The sequence below is a fragment of the Shewanella hafniensis genome, assembly GCF_019655335.1.
Taxonomy (GTDB): domain Bacteria; phylum Pseudomonadota; class Gammaproteobacteria; order Enterobacterales; family Shewanellaceae; genus Shewanella; species Shewanella hafniensis.
The window spans coordinates 27826-44565 of sequence record NZ_BPFD01000039.1; the positions used below are offsets into that span (position 1 = coordinate 27826).

At 48.8% G+C, this 16740-nt stretch carries 14 protein-coding genes; 2 read left to right on the forward strand and 12 right to left on the reverse strand.

All coding sequences use genetic code 11. The features are described from left to right. Positions 1 to 34: 34 nt before the first annotated feature. From K5Q99_RS12420 to K5Q99_RS12475, 12 genes are all read right to left on the reverse strand, one after another. Positions 35 to 1018, reverse strand: a complete 984-nt coding sequence (locus K5Q99_RS12420; RefSeq protein ID WP_106649085.1) for a formate dehydrogenase subunit gamma — start codon at positions 1016 to 1018, stop codon at positions 35 to 37. Between the two features lie 77 nt (positions 1019 to 1095). Then, positions 1096 to 1665, reverse strand: a complete 570-nt coding sequence (fdh3B, locus tag K5Q99_RS12425) for a formate dehydrogenase FDH3 subunit beta (RefSeq protein WP_105250558.1) — start codon at positions 1663 to 1665, stop codon at positions 1096 to 1098. A 29-nt stretch (positions 1666 to 1694) separates the two neighbouring features. After that, positions 1695 to 4547 carry a molybdopterin-dependent oxidoreductase gene (locus tag K5Q99_RS12430; RefSeq protein ID WP_220777039.1) on the reverse strand — a complete coding sequence of 951 codons (2853 nt, stop codon included), beginning with the start codon at positions 4545 to 4547 and terminating at the stop codon, positions 1695 to 1697. Positions 4548 to 4564: 17 nt separating this feature from the next. Beyond that, the gene (locus K5Q99_RS12435) at positions 4565 to 4765 is read right to left on the reverse strand and encodes a twin-arginine translocation signal domain-containing protein (RefSeq protein ID WP_012090499.1); all 201 of its coding nucleotides are present in this window, start codon (positions 4763 to 4765) and stop codon (positions 4565 to 4567) included. Between the two features lie 382 nt (positions 4766 to 5147). Further along, the gene (locus tag K5Q99_RS12440) at positions 5148 to 6176 is read right to left on the reverse strand and encodes a formate dehydrogenase subunit gamma (RefSeq protein WP_012090498.1); all 1029 of its coding nucleotides are present in this window, start codon (positions 6174 to 6176) and stop codon (positions 5148 to 5150) included. 49 nt (positions 6177 to 6225) lie between these two features. After that, entirely contained in the window at positions 6226 to 6822 is a 597-nt protein-coding gene (fdh3B, locus tag K5Q99_RS12445; protein ID WP_106649087.1) for a formate dehydrogenase FDH3 subunit beta, read from the reverse strand. Positions 6823 to 6848: 26 nt separating this feature from the next. Beyond that, on the reverse strand, positions 6849 to 9701 hold the full coding sequence (locus tag K5Q99_RS12450; protein ID WP_106649088.1) for a molybdopterin-dependent oxidoreductase: 2853 nt from the start codon (positions 9699 to 9701) through the stop codon (positions 6849 to 6851). A 17-nt stretch (positions 9702 to 9718) separates the two neighbouring features. Further along, the gene (locus K5Q99_RS12455; RefSeq protein ID WP_006083564.1) at positions 9719 to 9916 is read right to left on the reverse strand and encodes a twin-arginine translocation signal domain-containing protein; all 198 of its coding nucleotides are present in this window, start codon (positions 9914 to 9916) and stop codon (positions 9719 to 9721) included. A gap of 188 nt (positions 9917 to 10104) precedes the next feature. Continuing rightward, positions 10105 to 10782, reverse strand: a complete 678-nt coding sequence (locus K5Q99_RS12460; protein ID WP_106649089.1) for a TorD/DmsD family molecular chaperone — start codon at positions 10780 to 10782, stop codon at positions 10105 to 10107. 10 nt (positions 10783 to 10792) lie between these two features. After that, the gene (locus tag K5Q99_RS12465; protein ID WP_220777043.1) at positions 10793 to 12454 is read right to left on the reverse strand and encodes a 4Fe-4S dicluster domain-containing protein; all 1662 of its coding nucleotides are present in this window, start codon (positions 12452 to 12454) and stop codon (positions 10793 to 10795) included. A gap of 189 nt (positions 12455 to 12643) precedes the next feature. Then, positions 12644 to 13294 carry a DUF3306 domain-containing protein gene (locus tag K5Q99_RS12470; RefSeq protein WP_220777040.1) on the reverse strand — a complete coding sequence of 217 codons (651 nt, stop codon included), beginning with the start codon at positions 13292 to 13294 and terminating at the stop codon, positions 12644 to 12646. After that, positions 13294 to 13758 (reverse strand): DUF3305 domain-containing protein, encoded by a 465-nt coding sequence (locus tag K5Q99_RS12475; RefSeq protein ID WP_106649092.1) that lies wholly within the window; start codon positions 13756 to 13758, stop codon positions 13294 to 13296. The genes K5Q99_RS12470 and K5Q99_RS12475 overlap by 1 nt, the downstream gene beginning before the upstream one ends. 319 nt (positions 13759 to 14077) lie before the next feature. Between K5Q99_RS12475 and K5Q99_RS12480 the strand changes: the two genes are divergently transcribed. Beyond that, entirely contained in the window at positions 14078 to 14944 is an 867-nt protein-coding gene (locus K5Q99_RS12480; RefSeq protein WP_246604480.1) for a formate dehydrogenase accessory sulfurtransferase FdhD, read from the forward strand. A gap of 69 nt (positions 14945 to 15013) precedes the next feature. Continuing rightward, entirely contained in the window at positions 15014 to 15919 is a 906-nt protein-coding gene (locus K5Q99_RS12485; RefSeq protein WP_006083558.1) for a substrate-binding domain-containing protein, read from the forward strand. The last annotated feature ends 821 nt before the right edge of the window (positions 15920 to 16740 follow it).

Genomic DNA, 16740 nt, shown 5'->3' on the forward strand with positions numbered 1-16740 from the left:
GCATGCTGTGGAGGTTTTGTATTTTCAGCGACTTTTACTCTTTATATGTCAAAGTGCCGTTGGCTTTGATTTCGTCGTACCACAGGTTGTGGTGTTGAGTTGCCCAGTTTTCATCACAATAACCGGACACCATACACTCCATACCGCCTTCAGACATTACCGTTGCCATGAAGATGTGCACGATAGAGAAAGCACAGATCACTATGGCGCTCACTGAGTGCAGGACGAGTGCGATCAAGCTTAATGTACGGCTTGGTTCGAAAAGATTTGGGAACAGTAACAACATGCCCGAGGCTGAAATCACTAATCCGAACAGGGCAAAGGCCCAGAACCACATTTTCTCACCGGCGTTGGCAAAACCTGCGTCTGGGTGCTTACCTTTAAACGGGCCAAAGTTAATGTAACCACCGACCACTAAGAACCACTTCACGTCGTACATTTTTGGTAGCTGGTTTTTCGCCCATAGGGTGGTCATTAATGCCCAACCTATCATGAAGGGAATCGCCATCACGTCATGGATTTGCTTAGCGCCATAGACGATAGCTTCCCATATGCCTTCGCTGAGCCAAGGTTGGAAGAAGAAGCGACCCGCTAGCAAGGTTAAGCCTGTTAAAATCAACAGCAAGCACGGGATTGCGCCTAACCAGTGGATTGAAACGTCAAACTTAGACCAGCGATGCACTAACTTGCCTGAAAAACCATGGTGTAGCTTGGAGATGCCGTTCACCTTGATAAATAAGACAAAGATAATGATCATGCCGAATAGCGCTGCCATTAAGGCCGGTGCTAACCAGTCGCTACGTAGTTCGAGCACCCGCAGATCATAGGTATTGATCGGTTGAGCGTGGAACTCGCTTTGGGAGGTAGTGTATCCCGTGGCGCCATCCTTTAGCTGTGCCCAAATTTGGGCATCAGAGGCTTGAGGTTGGAGCGCTTGGTCATCACCACCATTGGCTAGACACACGGCACTAAATAACAGTGCTATGGCTAAGCCTATGTGTTTGAACCATTTGTTCATCATACATCCTCTCTCGCTTAGTGGCGCCTGCCTGCAGGCGCCAAGCTAAGTCTGTGGACAGATCCTGTTGACCTGAATTAATTCCAAGCCGCGTTTTTAGCGCCACGGTAAGCCACACGCTCACGGAAGATGCTAGAAACCACCTCTGCATCACCCGCTAAAAGGGCTTTAGTCGCACACAGTTCTGCACACATAGGCAGTTTGCCTTCGGCAATACGGTTTGAACCGTATTTTTGGCGCTCTGCATCTGAGTGGTTTTCTTCTGGACCGCCGGCACAGAAGGTACATTTATCCATCTTACCGCGGCTACCAAAGGCACCTTTTTTCGGGAACTGAGGTGCGCCAAACGGACAGGCGTACAAGCAGTAACCGCAACCAATACAGGCATCTTTGTCGTGTAGCACTATGCCGTCGTCAGTTCTGTAGAAGCAGTTTGCAGGGCAAACCGCCATACATGGCGCGTCTGAGCAATGCATACAGGCGACAGAGATAGAGGCTTCTCCGCGTTGACCATCGTTAATGGTCACGACGCGGCGGCGTTGGATACCCCACTCGAGAGCGGAGTCGTTTTCGTTTTTACAGGCAGTGACACAACCGTTACATTCGATGCAGCGCTTGGTATCACACAAAAATTTCATTGTAGCCATAATGGCAATTCTCCTAGCTTAAGCTGCACTTACGCTTTAACGATCTGACACAGTGATGCCTTGGTTTCCTGCATTTGCGTCACAGGGTCATAACCATAGGTCAGCGCAGTGTTAGCGGATTCACCGATAACGTAAGGTACTGTGCCCTCTGGGTAATTAGGCGCTAAACTTTCACCGTGCATCACACCCGCAAAGTGGTATGGCATAAAGGTCACGCCAGGTTTAACCCGTGGGGTTACCATGGCTTGTACCTTAATGCGGCCACCTTCGGCGCCTTCTAACCACACGAAATCACCGTTACGAATACCGCGATCAGCAGCATCGGCAGGGCTTATCTCAACAAACATTTCCTGTTGAAGTTCTGCTAGCCAAGGGTTACAACGAGATTCTTCACCGCCACCTTCGTATTCCACTAGTCGACCTGAGGTCAATGCCAGTGGATACTTGACGCTCATGTCTTTGTCTTGGATTGACTTATACAGCGTAGGCAGACGGTGCACTTGCATGTCGGCATAGGTAGGGTATTTTGCCACTAAGTCACGGCGAGGCGTGTATAACGGCTCACGGTGCACAGGCGCTTGGTCTGGGAAAGTCCAAACAATACAACGGGCTTTGGCGTTACCAAAGGGAATGCAACCGTGCTTGATCGCCACGCGTACTATGCCGCCTGACAAGTCTGTCTTCCAGTTGCGGCCTTCGGCTTCGGCTTTTTCTGCAGCAGTCAGATCATCCCACCAACCGAGTTGTTTGAGCAGCTTATCGGAGAACTCTGGGTAACCGTCTTGGATTTCAGCACCTTTAGAGAAAGAGCCTTCGGCCAATAGGTTTTTACCATTGTATTCAACACCATAACGGGCGCGGAAGTTACCACCACCGTCTTTAACGTGTTTCGATTGGTTATACAGAATTTGGGTGCCAGGGTGTTTCGCTTCTGGTGTGCCCCAACATGGCCAAGGTAAACCGTAGGTTTCGCCTTTCGCTGGGCCGCCTGCGGCTTCGAGCGTCTTATTGCTGAAGGTGCCCCAGTTTTGGGTGTGCAGTTTCAGGCGTTCAGGGCTTTGGCCCGTCATACCGATAGTCCACATACCGCGGTTGATTTCGCGGGTGATGTCTTCAATCACAGGCAAATCATTTTCTTTGGCTATGCGCTTAGTGTACTGCTCAGCAAACCCTAGTTTTTGCGCTAAGCGATACATAATTTCGATATCGGTTTTAGATTCAAACAGTGGCTCTATGACTTTTTCGCGCCATTGTTGGCTGCGGCCAGAGTTAGACACTGAGCCTTCAGTTTCAAATTGCGTCGCTGCTGGTAGCAAGTAAACACCATTCTTACGGCGATGCATCACACCTGCCATAGTTGGGAATGGATCGACAACGACCACAGTGTCCATCTTGTCTAAAGCATCACGTACATCACGTTGACGGGTTTCGGTGTTGACCGATTGTCCCCAGAAGAAGGCCATACGGATGTTATCTTGCTGCGCAAGTTTGCCTTTTTCTTCTAACACACCATCGTGCCAGCGAGAGCAAGGGATACCGGGCGTAGTCATAGGTTCACGGCCAAGATAAGTGCCTTGATCGAAACGGCTCTTCATCCATTCCATGTCCAGATCCCACACGTGGGTCCAGTGGGTCCAAGCACCCGTTGTTAAGCCGTAGTAACCCGGTAAGTTATCGAATAACAAACCTAAGTCAGTCGCGCCTTGCACGTTATCGTGACCACGGAAAATGTTAGTACCGCCGCCTGACACGCCCATGTTACCTAGCGCTAATTGCAGAATACAGTAAGCGCGGGTGTTGGCATTACCGACGTGGTGTTGAGTACCGCCCATACACCAGATCACAGTACCAGGGCGGTTATCAGCCATGAGTTTCGCGGCTTGATAAACCTCGGCTTCGCTCACGCCTGTGATGTTTTCTACTTCTTTAGGTGGAAATTTTTTCGCCTCGGCGCGAATGGTGTCCATCTCGAAAACACGTTGTTGGATAAAAGTTTTATCTTCCCAACCGTTTTCAAAAATGTGCCATAACATACCGTAAATAAAAGGAATATCTGTACCTGGACGCAATGCGCAGTGCAGATCTGAATGCGCCGCAGTACGAGAGAAACGTGGATCAACGACGATGATTTTTGCGTTGTTTCTTTCTTTCGCGATCAGAATATGTTGCATCGCCACTGGGTGGGCTTCTGCAGGGTTGGCACCGATAAAGAAAATCGCATTCGCGTTTTGGATATCGTTAAAGGAGTTAGTTTGCGCACCGTAGCCCCAAGTGTTAGCAACACCGGCTACCGTGGTAGAGTGACAAATACGAGCTGAATGGTCGACGTTGTTTGTGCCCCACATGGCCGCTAGTTTGCGGTACATGTAACAACCTTCGTTTGAGAATTTAGCGCTACCCATGAAGTACACTGAGTCTGGGCCGGATTCTTTCCGAATGTTGAGCATTTGGTCGCCCACTTCGTTAATCGCATCTTCCCAAGAGATTTTTTTCCACTTGCCATCAACCAATTTCATTGGGTATTTCAGGCGTTTTTCACCGTGACCATGTTCACGCAGTGCCGCACCTTTAGCACAGTGACCGCCAGCGTTGAAGGGGTGATCGAATGCGGGTTCTTGACCCGTCCACACGCCATTTTGTACTTCAGCATACAGACCACAACCGACGGCGCAGGCACTACAAATAGTACGTTTGACTTCGATAGGGGCATCATGCGGCACTTCTTTGGCTTCGACGCGACGCATCATGCCTGTGCCCATCAGAGATGCTGCGGCAATACCACCTGTGGCAATACCTGCGTGCTTCATAAATTGACGACGGCTAATGCCTAACGCCGGTTTGTCTGCCACTGGGGCGACACTAGACTTGCGAGTTAACTTCATCGCTGACTTCTCCTAGATTAGCTGCGCAAGCTATTGTAATAGCTGCTGATGTGCGCAGTTTCGTGGTAACCCTTTGACGCTTTGGTGGTTACCTTGCTGCTCTCGCTGGCTTGTGCCACGCTCATGCCGGTTGCGGCAATCGTGGCACCCGCTACGCTGCCGACGGTGAGCGCTTTGAGCAAAGATCGGCGAGATAAATCGCTGGGTTGCTGCTTCATGCTGACTCCTGAAATTAGGGTTTAGTTTTGAGATCGCACGGCTTTTTGTGGGGTTTATCTTGTTATCAAAAAGTGAAGATTAGCGGTGGGAAAGATAATGAAATCATCTTGTTTGCCATCAATCATCGCGCGTGACGGCAATATAGTAGGAAAGGGTTGAGTAGGAATTGATCTAGGACAGTTTGCAGTGTTGAAATCGGCAGCCGTTCTCTTAAAGCGTTAACTCGCTCATAGTTTCGAAACTCCCTTGGGAGCAGGGCGCTGGTGGCTTTTTGTATCACGGAGTTTCAGGTGTTAAGTTTTTGTATTATCTAATGAAGTGCTGATAAAAGAACACCCCGCATGGCGGGGTGTTCTAAGGACCTAAAAGCTGCGGTTTAACTTAGTCTTTATACTTTAAGTTGCCGTTGGCTTTGATTTCGTCATACCAGAGATTATGGTGCTGGATTGCCCAGTTTTCATCACAATAGCCTGACTTCATACACTCCATACCGCCTTCGCTCAATACGGTCGCCATCCAAATATGCACTATGGTAAAGGCAATCAGGATAATGGCGCTGATAGAGTGGATCAGTAGCGCACCCATGGAGGCTTCGCGCGGCAAGTCTAAGCCAGGTAATACCAACATGATGCCTGAAACACTGATGAATAAACCAAATAACATCAGGGTCCAGAACCACATTTTTTCACCAGCGTTAGCAAAACCACTGTCAGGGTGTTTACCTTTGAATGGACCAAAGTTGATATAACCACCGACCACTAAAAACCATTTCAAATCATACATCTTGAAGGTTTGTAGTGGCATCCATTTCACCACACAGACTGCCCAAGCCGCGATAAAGATGGGACCTGCCCAATCGTGGATGGTTTTGCTGCCGTAGATCAATGGTGCCCACAGATCAGGCCCTAACATTGGCTGAACAACATGCTTACCTAACATTATGGTTAAACCGGTAAACATCAGTGTCAGGCAGCTACTCGCCATGATCCAGTGGATCCACAGATCCGCCTTTGACCAACGCGCCACTAACTTGCCTGAAAAGCCCTTGCTGAGTTTTGATGGACCATTCACCAGATAGAACAATAAGAAAGCCCCAAACACACCAACAACGGCTAAAGCCATAATCGGGGTTAGATATTGGTTTCTCAGTTCTTTACCTTGGTTACCGGCAACGTTAATCAACACCCCAGTTTCGACCCCTTTAGCCGTGGTATAGCCGGCATCGCCTGCTTTTACCGCGCGCCAAAGATCGGCCTCGCTGGTTTGCGCTTTCGCCTGTTGTTGACTCGATTGCTGATCACTTGCGTGTACTGGGCTTGCGCTCATTACTGAACCTAATCCCAATCCCATGACGAGCACCAACAGAGCAAACAGACTGCGCAGTGATTTGTTTAACTGTTTGTTTAACATTTTCACTCCTTGCCAGAGGTTAGGGATGACTCCCTAACCCTCGCTCTGCTTAGTTAATCTCACCTGTCTTGGGGTTGTAACCCCAAATCACGTTAGGATTGCCACGAGAGGCCATACGTTGACGGTAGATATTGGATACCACTTCCGCATCACCCGCGAGCAGGGCTTTTGTCGAACAAAGCTCAGCACACATAGGCAACTTGCCCTCAGCAATACGGTTGGCGCCGTATTTTTTACGCTCGGCTTCGGAGAAGGTTTCTTCTGGGCCACCGGCGCAGAAAGTACACTTGTCCATCTTGCCACGACTACCAAACGCAGTCTTTTTCGGGAATTGCGGTGCACCAAATGGACAAGCATAGAAGCAATAACCACAACCGATACAGGTATCTTTGTTGTGCAGCACTATGCCATCGTCGGTACGGTAGAAACAATCTGCCGGACATACGGCCATGCAGGGAGCGTCAGTACAGTGCATACATGCCACTGAAATCGATGCTTCACCCGGTTGACCATCGTTAATTGTCACCACGCGGCGACGTTGGATTCCCCACTCGAGAGCGGAGTCGTTTTCGTTCTTACATGCAGTGACACAACCGTTACACTCGATGCAGCGCTTGGTGTCACACAGAAATTTCATGACTGCCATAATGGCTTATCTCCTCATCAAGTAGGTTAGGCTTTGCTGATTTGGCATAGGCTGGACTTAGTTTCTTGCATCTGAGTCACAACGTCGTAGCCATAAGTTAAAATGGTGTTTGCCGATTCGCCTATCACGTAAGGCACTGTGCCTTCAGGATAGTTTTTCGCTAGGCTTTCGCCCTCAAACACACCTGCAAAGTGGTATGGCATAAAACATTCACCGGCAATAACCCGTGGTGTCACCATAGCCTTAACCGTGATCTTGGCGCCTTCTGGCCCATGTACAAAGACATTGTCACCGTCACGCACGCCGCGATCCGCAGCATCCGCAGGGTTCATCTCGATGAACATTTCTTGTTGCAGCTCAGCAAGCCAAGGGTTAGAACGGGATTCTTCACCACCGCCTTCGTATTCCACTAGACGACCAGAGGTCAGTGTCAGTGGGAAGCCTTGGGTAAAGTCCTTATCTTGAATTGACTTATACAAGGTCGGCAGACGCGCAACCATACGGTCTTCGTAGGTTGGGTACTTAGCGACTAAGTCACGACGAGGAGTGTAAAGTGGTTCACGATGTTTCGGGATATCATCTGGGAAAGTCCAAACGATACAACGGGCTTTCGCATTACCAAATGGAATACAACCATGCTTGATCGCAACACGTTGGATGCCACCAGAGATATCTGTCTTCCAGTTTTTGCCTTCGGCGCGTTTTTTCTCCGCATCAGTAAGTTCATCCCACCAACCCAATTGCTTGAGCATGTCGGCGGTAAATTCAGGATAACCATCTTGAATCTCACTGCCTTTAGAGAATGAACCTTCGGCGAGAATGTTGACGCCATCGTGCTCTACACCGTAACGGGCACGGAAGTTACCGCCACCGTCTTTTACGTGTTTTGATTGGTCATACAGGATCTGGGTACCAGGATGTTTCATCTCTGGAGTGCCCCAACATGGCCAAGGTAAGCCATAGGTTTCACCCTTAGCTGGGCCGCCGGGAGCTTGTAAACTGTTGACGTCGAAAGTACCCCAGTTTTCTTGGTGCATCTTTAAACGCTCAGGACTTTGCCCCGTGTAACCAACAGTCCACATACCGGTATTGAATTCGCGGGTCACATCTTCAATTAAAGGCTCGTCGCCATTCACTTGAATGTGCTTACAGAATTCTTTTTCAACGCCCCATTTTTTGGCGAACTTATACATGATCACATGATCTGGCAGAGATTCGAACAGCGGCTCGATGACCTTAGTGCGCCATTGGATTGAGCGGTTGGTCGCTGAAACTGAACCATAGGTTTCGAACTGGGTCGCCGCAGGCAACAGATATACACCGTCTTTACGTTGGTGCATCACCCCTGCCATGGTTGGGAACGGATCGACCACCACCACAGTATCCATCTTGTTCAATGCTTCACGCACTTCGCGACCACGGGTTTCAGTGTTCACCGATTGTCCCCAGAAGAACGCCAGACGGATATTGTCTTTCTGCGCAATTTTGGTTTTATCTTCTAACACCCCATCGTGCCAGCGAGAGCAAGGAATACCGGTTGAGGTTTGTGGTGTTTGACCTAAGTATTCACCTTGGTCGAAACGACTGGCTACCCATTTTGGATCTAAGTCCCATACATTCGACCAGTGAGCCCAAGCGCCAGAGGTTAAACCGTAGTAACCGGGTAAGTTGTCGAATAACAGACCGAAGTCCGTTGCACCTTGTACGTTATCGTGACCACGGAAGATGTTAGTCCCACCACCAGAAACACCCATGTTGCCAAGGGCTAACTGTAAAATACAGTATGAACGGGTATTGGCATTACCAACGTGATGCTGAGTACCGCCCATACACCAAACGATAGTGCCGGGTTTGGTTTCGGCCATCATCTTGGCAACGCGGTACATTTGCGCCTTAGGCACGCCTGCAACCAACTCAACTTCTTCTGGAGTGTATTTTTTGGCTTCTTCGCGGATACGTTCCATACCGTATACACGTTGTTTTAAAAAGTCTTTATCTTCCCAGCCGTTTTCAAAAATGTGCCATAACAGGCCATAAATGAAGGGGATATCTGTACCTGGGCGGATATGCACGTACTCGTCAGATTTCGCTGCAGTACGGGTGAAACGAGGATCTACGACGATAATTTTGGCGCCGCGTTCTTTAGCCACCAAAATGTGTTGCATTGCGACTGGGTGGGCTTCACTTGGGTTTGAACCCACAAACATGACGCACTTAGAGTTGCGGATATCGTTTAACGAGTTGGTTTGCGCACCGTAGCCCCAAGTGTTAGCAACACCGGCTACTGTGGTAGAGTGACAAATACGGGCTGAGTGGTCGACGTTGTTCGTGCCCCACAGTGCCGCTAATTTGCGATATAAATAAGCTTGTTCGTTAGAAAACTTGGCGCTACCCATAAAGTAAACGGAATCTGGACCCGACTCTTGACGAATCGCTGCCATCTTGTCGCCGACTTCATTAATCGCTTGATCCCAAGAGATCTTTTTCCACTTGCCGCCTTCTAACTTCATTGGGTATTTCAGGCGTTTTTCACCGTGGCCGTGCTCACGCAGTGCCGCACCTTTCGCGCAGTGTCCGCCTTGGTTAAAGGGATGGTCAAATGCCGGTTCTTGGCCTGTCCACACGCCATTTTGTACTTCTGCATATACACCACAACCGACGGCGCAGTGAGAACAGATGGTACGTTTAACTTCGGTGGGAACATTGTGGCCTATGTCTTCTTGGGCTTGAGCTTTACGCATCATGCCTGTACCTAGCATGGACGCCGCAGCTATGCCACCTGTGGCAAGACCTGCCGATTTCAAGAACTGACGACGATTGAGACCCAGTGCTGGCGCTTTAGATTCGACAACCTGGTCTGTTTTGCGGGTTAATCGCATCACACACTCTCCTCTGGTTAGTTGTTCAACGACGCATAATAGTTACGGATATGGTCGGTTTCGCGGTAGTTCTCACTCTTAGGCTCTGTGGTTGCTGCCGTTTTTGTCGAAGCTAACGCCTGACTGCTCACGGTTACCACTGCGCCTGCCGCACTGCCGAGTGCCAATGCTTTGAGCAATTGACGACGGCCCATGTCGGAAGCTGGCTTCTTCATAGTGTCTCCTTGTGTTGCGGGATTAAGGTGGCACAAACGGCGACCACCTCGGTTATTGTGAAAGCCTAAGCTTTCGTTATTGTTGCGAAGGTGCGTGTGACTTCACCTTCGCGGTTTGAACTCATCTAGCATTGACATCTAGCATTGACATCTAGCACGCACATGTCGCGCTTTCATTCAGTTTAGTCTCAGTTCATTAACTCTACTGGTTTTGCTAAATCGCTGGTGGCCGGTTGTAGGTCAGCGCTGCCTGGGCAATTGACGGGAATATCTAAGCTCAGTTGTTCAAAGGCACTGGCTTCCATTTCAAAGAAGGCTTTTGCCAGCTGGGCGACGGTTGCGTAAAACGCAGCGCTGGGTGCCTTGGCTAAGCTGTCACAGAAGCGGCCAATCCAGCTGCCGATATGGCGTTGGTAAAAAGCCAGTTGGCGATAGCTCGGCGCTTCTAAAATCAGGGTTCCCATCACTTCACACAGGGCGGCTACGTGATCTTCGGGTTCTTTAACGTTGTCTTCGCGCTCAAATCCGAGTTGCATTAGGTCTTGGCGCAGTAATGCCAGCGGTTTATCCATTAAAGAGCCGGTCATAAACCAGCTGCCGTAGGGCAAGATCTCGCCAGAACCTACACCGAGGAATAGCGCAAAATACTCGTCTTCGAGCTGTTCATTGTTGAACTGCTGGGCGGCGAGCTGCACGGATAACCAAGCCTTGGTCATCTCGTTGTCTTCATTGGCATCGATTTCAAGATTGGCCAAAAATTGCAGCAGTTCAGGGCTCGGCTGACGGCGCAATAGGGCGGCTAACAGTTGATAGATATCGGCTCTCAACTGATCGTTTTCTGAAACTTGTCTTACTGATTCGGTCATAGCGGATCTCTTATCGCAGTTGCTTTTCAGGATCTTGAAGAATGTCTTCAAACATGTCTTTTACCCGGCAGTCGCCACACATTTTCAAGCGCTCAATATTGGCAGAAAATGCGCTGTGCGCGCCGACCATATCCAGCATCCGATGCACCATAGATTGGGTCGCAAAAGGAGAGCCGCAGCGAATACATTCGAAGGGGGCTTCCTCTTTCAGGGTGTGTTGTTGCTGACGAGCAGCTTTATCAAAATTAATTTGTGGCGTTAGGCTGATAACCTTCTCAGGACAGGCTGCATCACATAAGCCGCATTGCACGCAGTTTTGCTCAATAAAGTGTAGTGCAGGTTTGTCGCCGCCATCTTGCAATGCCACAGTTGGGCAAATTGCCACGCAGGACATACACATAGTGCACTTTTCGACATTCACGCTGACTTTGCCAAAGGGAATGTTGCTGAGGCTAAGGCAAGTATCGATTTCACCCGCTTGGCTATTGAGGTGATCTATCGCTTCAAATAGCGTGTTGCGTTTGGTAGTCGAGACAAATGCAGCGGGCACGATCACGGGCCAATCTAAGCTGATATCGAGCATCGAATCTAAATCGGCAAGCTTGCTTGGGTCGATGAGGCTGATACGTTGTGGCTGACCCATTTCATCTAAAATGCTGTTGGCTAACGAAAGCTCGCCTTTAAGCATTTGCGTGAGAGTTGGCGCCGTGGCGTCTGTGTTGAGGATCAGTACTTGGCGTGCGCCCCAAGCGAGTACCGACAGCCAATGATCTAAACTGGCAACGGTAATTTCTTCTAGGGCGACGGGGATAACATCACCCGCTAGATCGTCGCTAATAAAGTCAGCGCCGACGGCATTATCGTGAAACAAAATCACCGGTGCGGTTTGGGCGTGCTCGCGGAAACGGCTAACGACTTTGTTTAGATATGAATGTAAGGCCTGCGGCGTCGGTAGATCGTAACTGATAGCACCCGTTGGGCAAGCGCTGGTACAACTGCCTGCGCCGTGGCAAAGGTATGGGTCGATTTCAATTTTCTTCGCCACGCTGCTAATTGCATCGGCTGGGCAAAAGTTAAGGCAACGATTGCAACCATTGATGCCATTGCGGTCGTGGGCACAAATATCTGGGTTGATTTTGACGTAGCGAGGCTTGTCGAATTGGCCGACAAGATCGGGAATTTGCGCGAGGGCATCTTCGAGTTTCTCGGCGTCTTGGCCGACATAGAAATAACCGGGAGGTAGCATTTCTAAGTTCAAACAAGCTGTATTGCTTAAATCGAGCACGATATCGAAATGGGGTTTACGAATCGCCACTAAACTGAGTTCGGCCGCGCCATCTTGATGTTCAACACTGACTTGGAATTGGCCTAAAAAGCCTTTTACGCCAATGAGTTTGTTGTAGTAACTTTCGACATCGGTTGCCGCCGCCATCACGCGCTCAAGATGCGCTTCATCTTGGCTGGTAATGGCTTCGTTGGCCAAAATCACGCGATGAGCCATAGTGGACAATTTGTCCGCGGCGAGGCGAGCCAGATCTTCTGGGCCGATAATAAGGACATTGCCTTCAGTAGTGTAGCTGACGGTTGGCGGGATCAGATTCTGCAACATCTGAGTTTGCGCTAACACCTGTTGCCGCGCTTGTTTTAACGCTTCTTGGGTTTGATTGGTCATCAAATGAGTGCTCACATTGCGTTCCTGAACAGTACTTTGGCTGTTTCTTGTTTTACTGTATCTGGGCAGATTTAGGCGGCTGGTAATAAGTAAGTCATTGCCTTTTCTGCTTTTATCTAAGCTTTTTTATGCCTTAGTACAGCAATTCACATACCAAAGTTACGGACATTAAAATTAGCTAAACTGACGTTAAACAACTCGGGTTTGGACCTGAGCCGAGGGCTCTGGTGCATTTTGGGGTAGGTCATCAATCTCCCCATCCAAATTGTCCGCTATCGGCTCTGCTGCCATTTCGGTGTCGACTGCTTGAGTCGTAGTTTCGCTTACATCAAGACTAGCGGATGGATTAGTTTCTGCAGCTTGTTTAGCTAAGGTTAATTCTTCATCCGGCGTTTCGCTGTCTTTGGTGATGTAGCGGAAGACTTTTTGCGCTAATTCTGCTGAAACTTCGGCGCTGAGTTTGGGCTGATTACTGTAATCGAGCGCATATTCCAAAAGTCCATCTATCTCGTTGAAATGCGGTTGTTTCCACAGCGCTCTCAGTGCCGCAGATTTCGCCGCCGGATCAACATTCGCGCCCATAAAACTCGCAAAGCTACCGCCAATTTCAATTTCGTCAGGATTAGGTAAATCCGCCGCAGTGAGCATGCGATTCGGATCGTCATGCTCGGCAGTATTGGACTCTACTGCGGGCTCTGTCGATTGAAGCGGCTCAACTGCCACAGTGGCTTCGGTCGCGATCGGCGCTTGAGTTTCTCGTGCTTGCTCAGCGGCAACTTGTTCGCGCCTTTGGTTCCAGCGACTCAGTAGCCCAGGCGTTTTTTGCGTGGATTCAGCCATTAGTCCCTCCGAAGTGGATCGTGACTCGGGCCTTGATTCTTACGGCCATCGACATGCTTACGGCGATGGGCGGCGATTTCGACTTCGCCATGCTGGGTAATAAAGGCTTCAATCCAGCAAGCTATTGCTTCTGGCATCAGTAGGTTGATAACAGGGGTATTACCCTCAAGACAACCTGCGGCGACGTTTTGATCCGCCGACAGCGCTGCGGGTATCCAAGTGCCATCGGCCGTTTCATCGCACACTAAATACAGCATAGCGTTATCGACATCGAGATTGAGGCGATAGCTGGCTCGTTCGTCTTTGTGCAGTTCGAGTAGAACTAATGTGGCGTTGTCTGGGGCTTGATGGGTGGCGGGAAGTAGATGTTCAATTTCCCATTGTACTGAGGTCCAGCGGCCAACTTGTTTCTCTACTTTTTTGAGTGAAACGTACATGGGCCAAACATTCGTTGTATGTTGCATTGTCTCTCCGTCTCAGCCGTGTTGATGGACGAACCGTCGATTGAACGGATCGGTTTTACCAACAAATTGCAATAAAAGGTCACTGCAATATTGGTGCCAGTAAACATGGGGTATTAGTTTGAAGTAGATCATCAAAAAACCTCTAAAAATTGGACATTTTGTCCAATGCTGGTTTTTGTTTGGGACATAAAAGGGCTAATGAAAAATCAGTATTGCGGCAGATCACGCATTTAACCCCGAGTTTTATGCCTAGGTACAAATATTGCTATGCTCAGGCCATGACTCGTTAAGCGGTAGTATTATGATTTCGGAAAACAGCATGGGCACAGATAAAGAAGTTGCAGTGAACTCCACTCGAAAGTCTCATCAGTGTTCTTTTGTGAGAACCCAAGCAGAAGTGCCCTTAACCATTGCCGTAAAAGCAGTGAATGAGGCGGGGGAAGTGCTGGATAAATTTGTTGCCTGTGAACGGCCACTTACCGTTTATTTAAACTGGCGTCCCATAGTGACGCTAATGACCCTAGGGGCAAAACCTGAGTCTCTGGCGTTAGGTTATCTGAAGAACCAAGGTTTTATTTCGGATGTGAGCCTGCTGGACTCTGTTATCGTCGATTGGGATGTGAGTTCTGCGGCTGTGATTACCCGCGAACAAATCGCCGATCTCGACGAGAAACTCTCCGAAAAAACCGTGACGTCAGGCTGTGGTCAAGGCACGGTTTATGGCAGCTTTATGCAGGATCTCGATAACATCAATTTACCTACACCGAGTTTGAAGCAAAGCACGCTGTATAGCTTATTGAAAAATATCAACGACTATAACGAAACCTATAAGAATGCTGGCGCTGTGCATGGCTGTGGTTTGTGCGAAGACGATAGGATTATGGCCTTCGTTGAAGATGTCGGCCGTCACAACGCCGTTGATACCTTGGCAGGGGATATGTGGCTGACGCAGGATCGTGGTGATAACAAGATTTTTTATACCACAGGCCGCTTAACCTCTGAAATGGTGATTAAAGTCGCCAAAATGGGGATCCCCATTTTGCTATCACGTAGCGGCGTCACTCAGATGGGCTTAGCACTGGCGCAGCGGTTAGGCATTACTATTATCGCCCGCGCTAAAGGTCGTCACTTTTTGGTGTATCACGGCAGTGAAAATCTGCAATTTGATGCCAATACCACTCCTTAGTCCCTAATTAGCTAAGACAGTAATGCTAAGACTTACATGCAGTAATAAAGAATAAGACAAGGAAACAAGATGACGTCTGCCAGTGAATTGGTTTACATGAGTGCGAAGCAAGTGGCCGAGTATCTAGATCTGAACGAGAAAAAAGTCTACGCCATGGCCAATGATAGAATTCTCCCCGCTACTAAAATCACCGGTAAATGGCTATTCCCGAAAGTGCTAATCGACCGTTGGGTGATGGATTCGTGCCACAGCGGCATGCTCACCGACCGTTTATTGATCACCGGCAGTGACGATCCACTCTTATCTATGCTGGTGGCGCGCTTGATGGCACAAGTCGGTAGTCGTGAGTTGATAAGCTACAGCGCGACAGGTTCGCGCTTAGGATTAGAGTTACTCGCTAAAGGTTATGCCGATGTGTGTACCTTGCACTGGGGCAGTATGGAGGATCGCAATATCCGCCATCCCGCCTTACTTAAAGGGTATAACAATCACCAACAATGGATCATGGTGCACGGTTACTCCCGCCAGCAAGGATTGATCATGCGTGCCGATATGCACCACAGATGCCAAGAGGAAGATAAAGTCGTGAACTTACCTTGGCGTTGGGTGAGTCGTCAGGGCGGCGCGGGTAGCCAGCAACATTTAGAACATTGGTTGTTAAAGCAAGGCGCTCGCTTAGATCAGCTTAATGTCGTGCTGACGGCCTATAGTGAACGCGAGCTGGCAGGTTATATCGCCCGTGGTGATGCCGATATCGGGTTTGGTTGTCAATCGGTGGCATTGGAGAGTGGTTTGAGTTTCGTGCCACTGATTAAAGAGTCCTTCGATTTCGTTATGCCGCAAAGCATTTACTTCCGTCGTCAGCTTCAACAACTCTTTACTATGTTGGCGAGCGGCCACTCGAGGCAAATGGCGGCGCTACTGGGTGGCTATGATCTTACCGACTGCGGACAATTACTTTGGAGTGCGAGCTAATCCGCTCACTCGGAAATAGATGAAGGTGAATAGAGTCGAATGATCTCTGCACTACTTATTACTGCTACTACTATTATATGCTGATATCTAATGTAGCCAGTTGCTAACGAATAAGTATCAAGGAGACCCTCTTTCTATTGCTGAGTACATCGTTTCGACTTTCTATGGTGGGTTGATGGGAGGCAATTACTATATATAAGTAAAGTATCTTCATCGCCAAATACACTCAGAGTGTCATCTTCTTCTGTTGTTCCCCGTAATTCTCCCATTAACGACTCTATATAAAAGTGGAGGTGAGATATTCCAGTTCGAGCAGCCGTTATTCTCATTTAAATCTGATAGCATTCATGCTCATGATCCCTTTGTCTTGATACTGTACGCTGGCAATCAATTGGGCCAAATTACAGATAAAGCGCTATTTTGTGGATAACTTTGGGGGTAAGTGGTGGGTATGGTGTGGCTAGATTAGATAATTAGAATTAACTGCAAATTTCCTTAAAATAGGGGTTGCGGACTTTCTTAATCTCCCTATAATGCGCATCCACTGACACGGCAGACAGCGTTAAGTAGCCTGATGTGACAGTTCATCGATGAGTTTACTGATTGATGAGTGTTGAGAAAGTTTGCAAAAACTCCTTGACGCGAAACGGGAAATGCGTAGAATACGCAGCCCTAGCCAACTGGAAGCGTTCGGCGCTCAGTGTGGTACTCAAGTTCTCTTACGAATATTGAGTTGCTCTTTAACAAGATAAAACAAGAAATCTGTGTGGACACTCACAGGTGTTGAGTTAATCGAAATTACTTTACTTTCGAGTGAGTAA

What these genes read in the sequence shown, in the direction of transcription:
- K5Q99_RS12420 (WP_106649085.1), bottom strand. Translation starts at nt 1,018, where the DNA reads ATGAACAAATGGTTCAAACACATAGGCTTAGCCATAGCACTGTTATTT.
- fdh3B (WP_105250558.1), bottom strand. Translation starts at nt 1,665, where the DNA reads ATGGCTACAATGAAATTTTTGTGTGATACCAAGCGCTGCATCGAATGT.
- K5Q99_RS12430 (WP_220777039.1), bottom strand. Translation starts at nt 4,547, where the DNA reads ATGAAGTTAACTCGCAAGTCTAGTGTCGCCCCAGTGGCAGACAAACCG.
- K5Q99_RS12435 (WP_012090499.1), bottom strand. Translation starts at nt 4,765, where the DNA reads ATGAAGCAGCAACCCAGCGATTTATCTCGCCGATCTTTGCTCAAAGCG.
- K5Q99_RS12440 (WP_012090498.1), bottom strand. Translation starts at nt 6,176, where the DNA reads ATGTTAAACAAACAGTTAAACAAATCACTGCGCAGTCTGTTTGCTCTG.
- fdh3B (WP_106649087.1), bottom strand. Translation starts at nt 6,822, where the DNA reads ATGGCAGTCATGAAATTTCTGTGTGACACCAAGCGCTGCATCGAGTGT.
- K5Q99_RS12450 (WP_106649088.1), bottom strand. Translation starts at nt 9,701, where the DNA reads ATGCGATTAACCCGCAAAACAGACCAGGTTGTCGAATCTAAAGCGCCA.
- K5Q99_RS12455 (WP_006083564.1), bottom strand. Translation starts at nt 9,916, where the DNA reads ATGAAGAAGCCAGCTTCCGACATGGGCCGTCGTCAATTGCTCAAAGCA.
- K5Q99_RS12460 (WP_106649089.1), bottom strand. Translation starts at nt 10,782, where the DNA reads ATGACCGAATCAGTAAGACAAGTTTCAGAAAACGATCAGTTGAGAGCC.
- K5Q99_RS12465 (WP_220777043.1), bottom strand. Translation starts at nt 12,454, where the DNA reads ATGACCAATCAAACCCAAGAAGCGTTAAAACAAGCGCGGCAACAGGTG.
- K5Q99_RS12470 (WP_220777040.1), bottom strand. Translation starts at nt 13,294, where the DNA reads ATGGCTGAATCCACGCAAAAAACGCCTGGGCTACTGAGTCGCTGGAAC.
- K5Q99_RS12475 (WP_106649092.1), bottom strand. Translation starts at nt 13,758, where the DNA reads ATGCAACATACAACGAATGTTTGGCCCATGTACGTTTCACTCAAAAAA.
- K5Q99_RS12480 (WP_246604480.1), top strand. Translation starts at nt 14,078, where the DNA reads ATGGGCACAGATAAAGAAGTTGCAGTGAACTCCACTCGAAAGTCTCAT.
- K5Q99_RS12485 (WP_006083558.1), top strand. Translation starts at nt 15,014, where the DNA reads ATGACGTCTGCCAGTGAATTGGTTTACATGAGTGCGAAGCAAGTGGCC.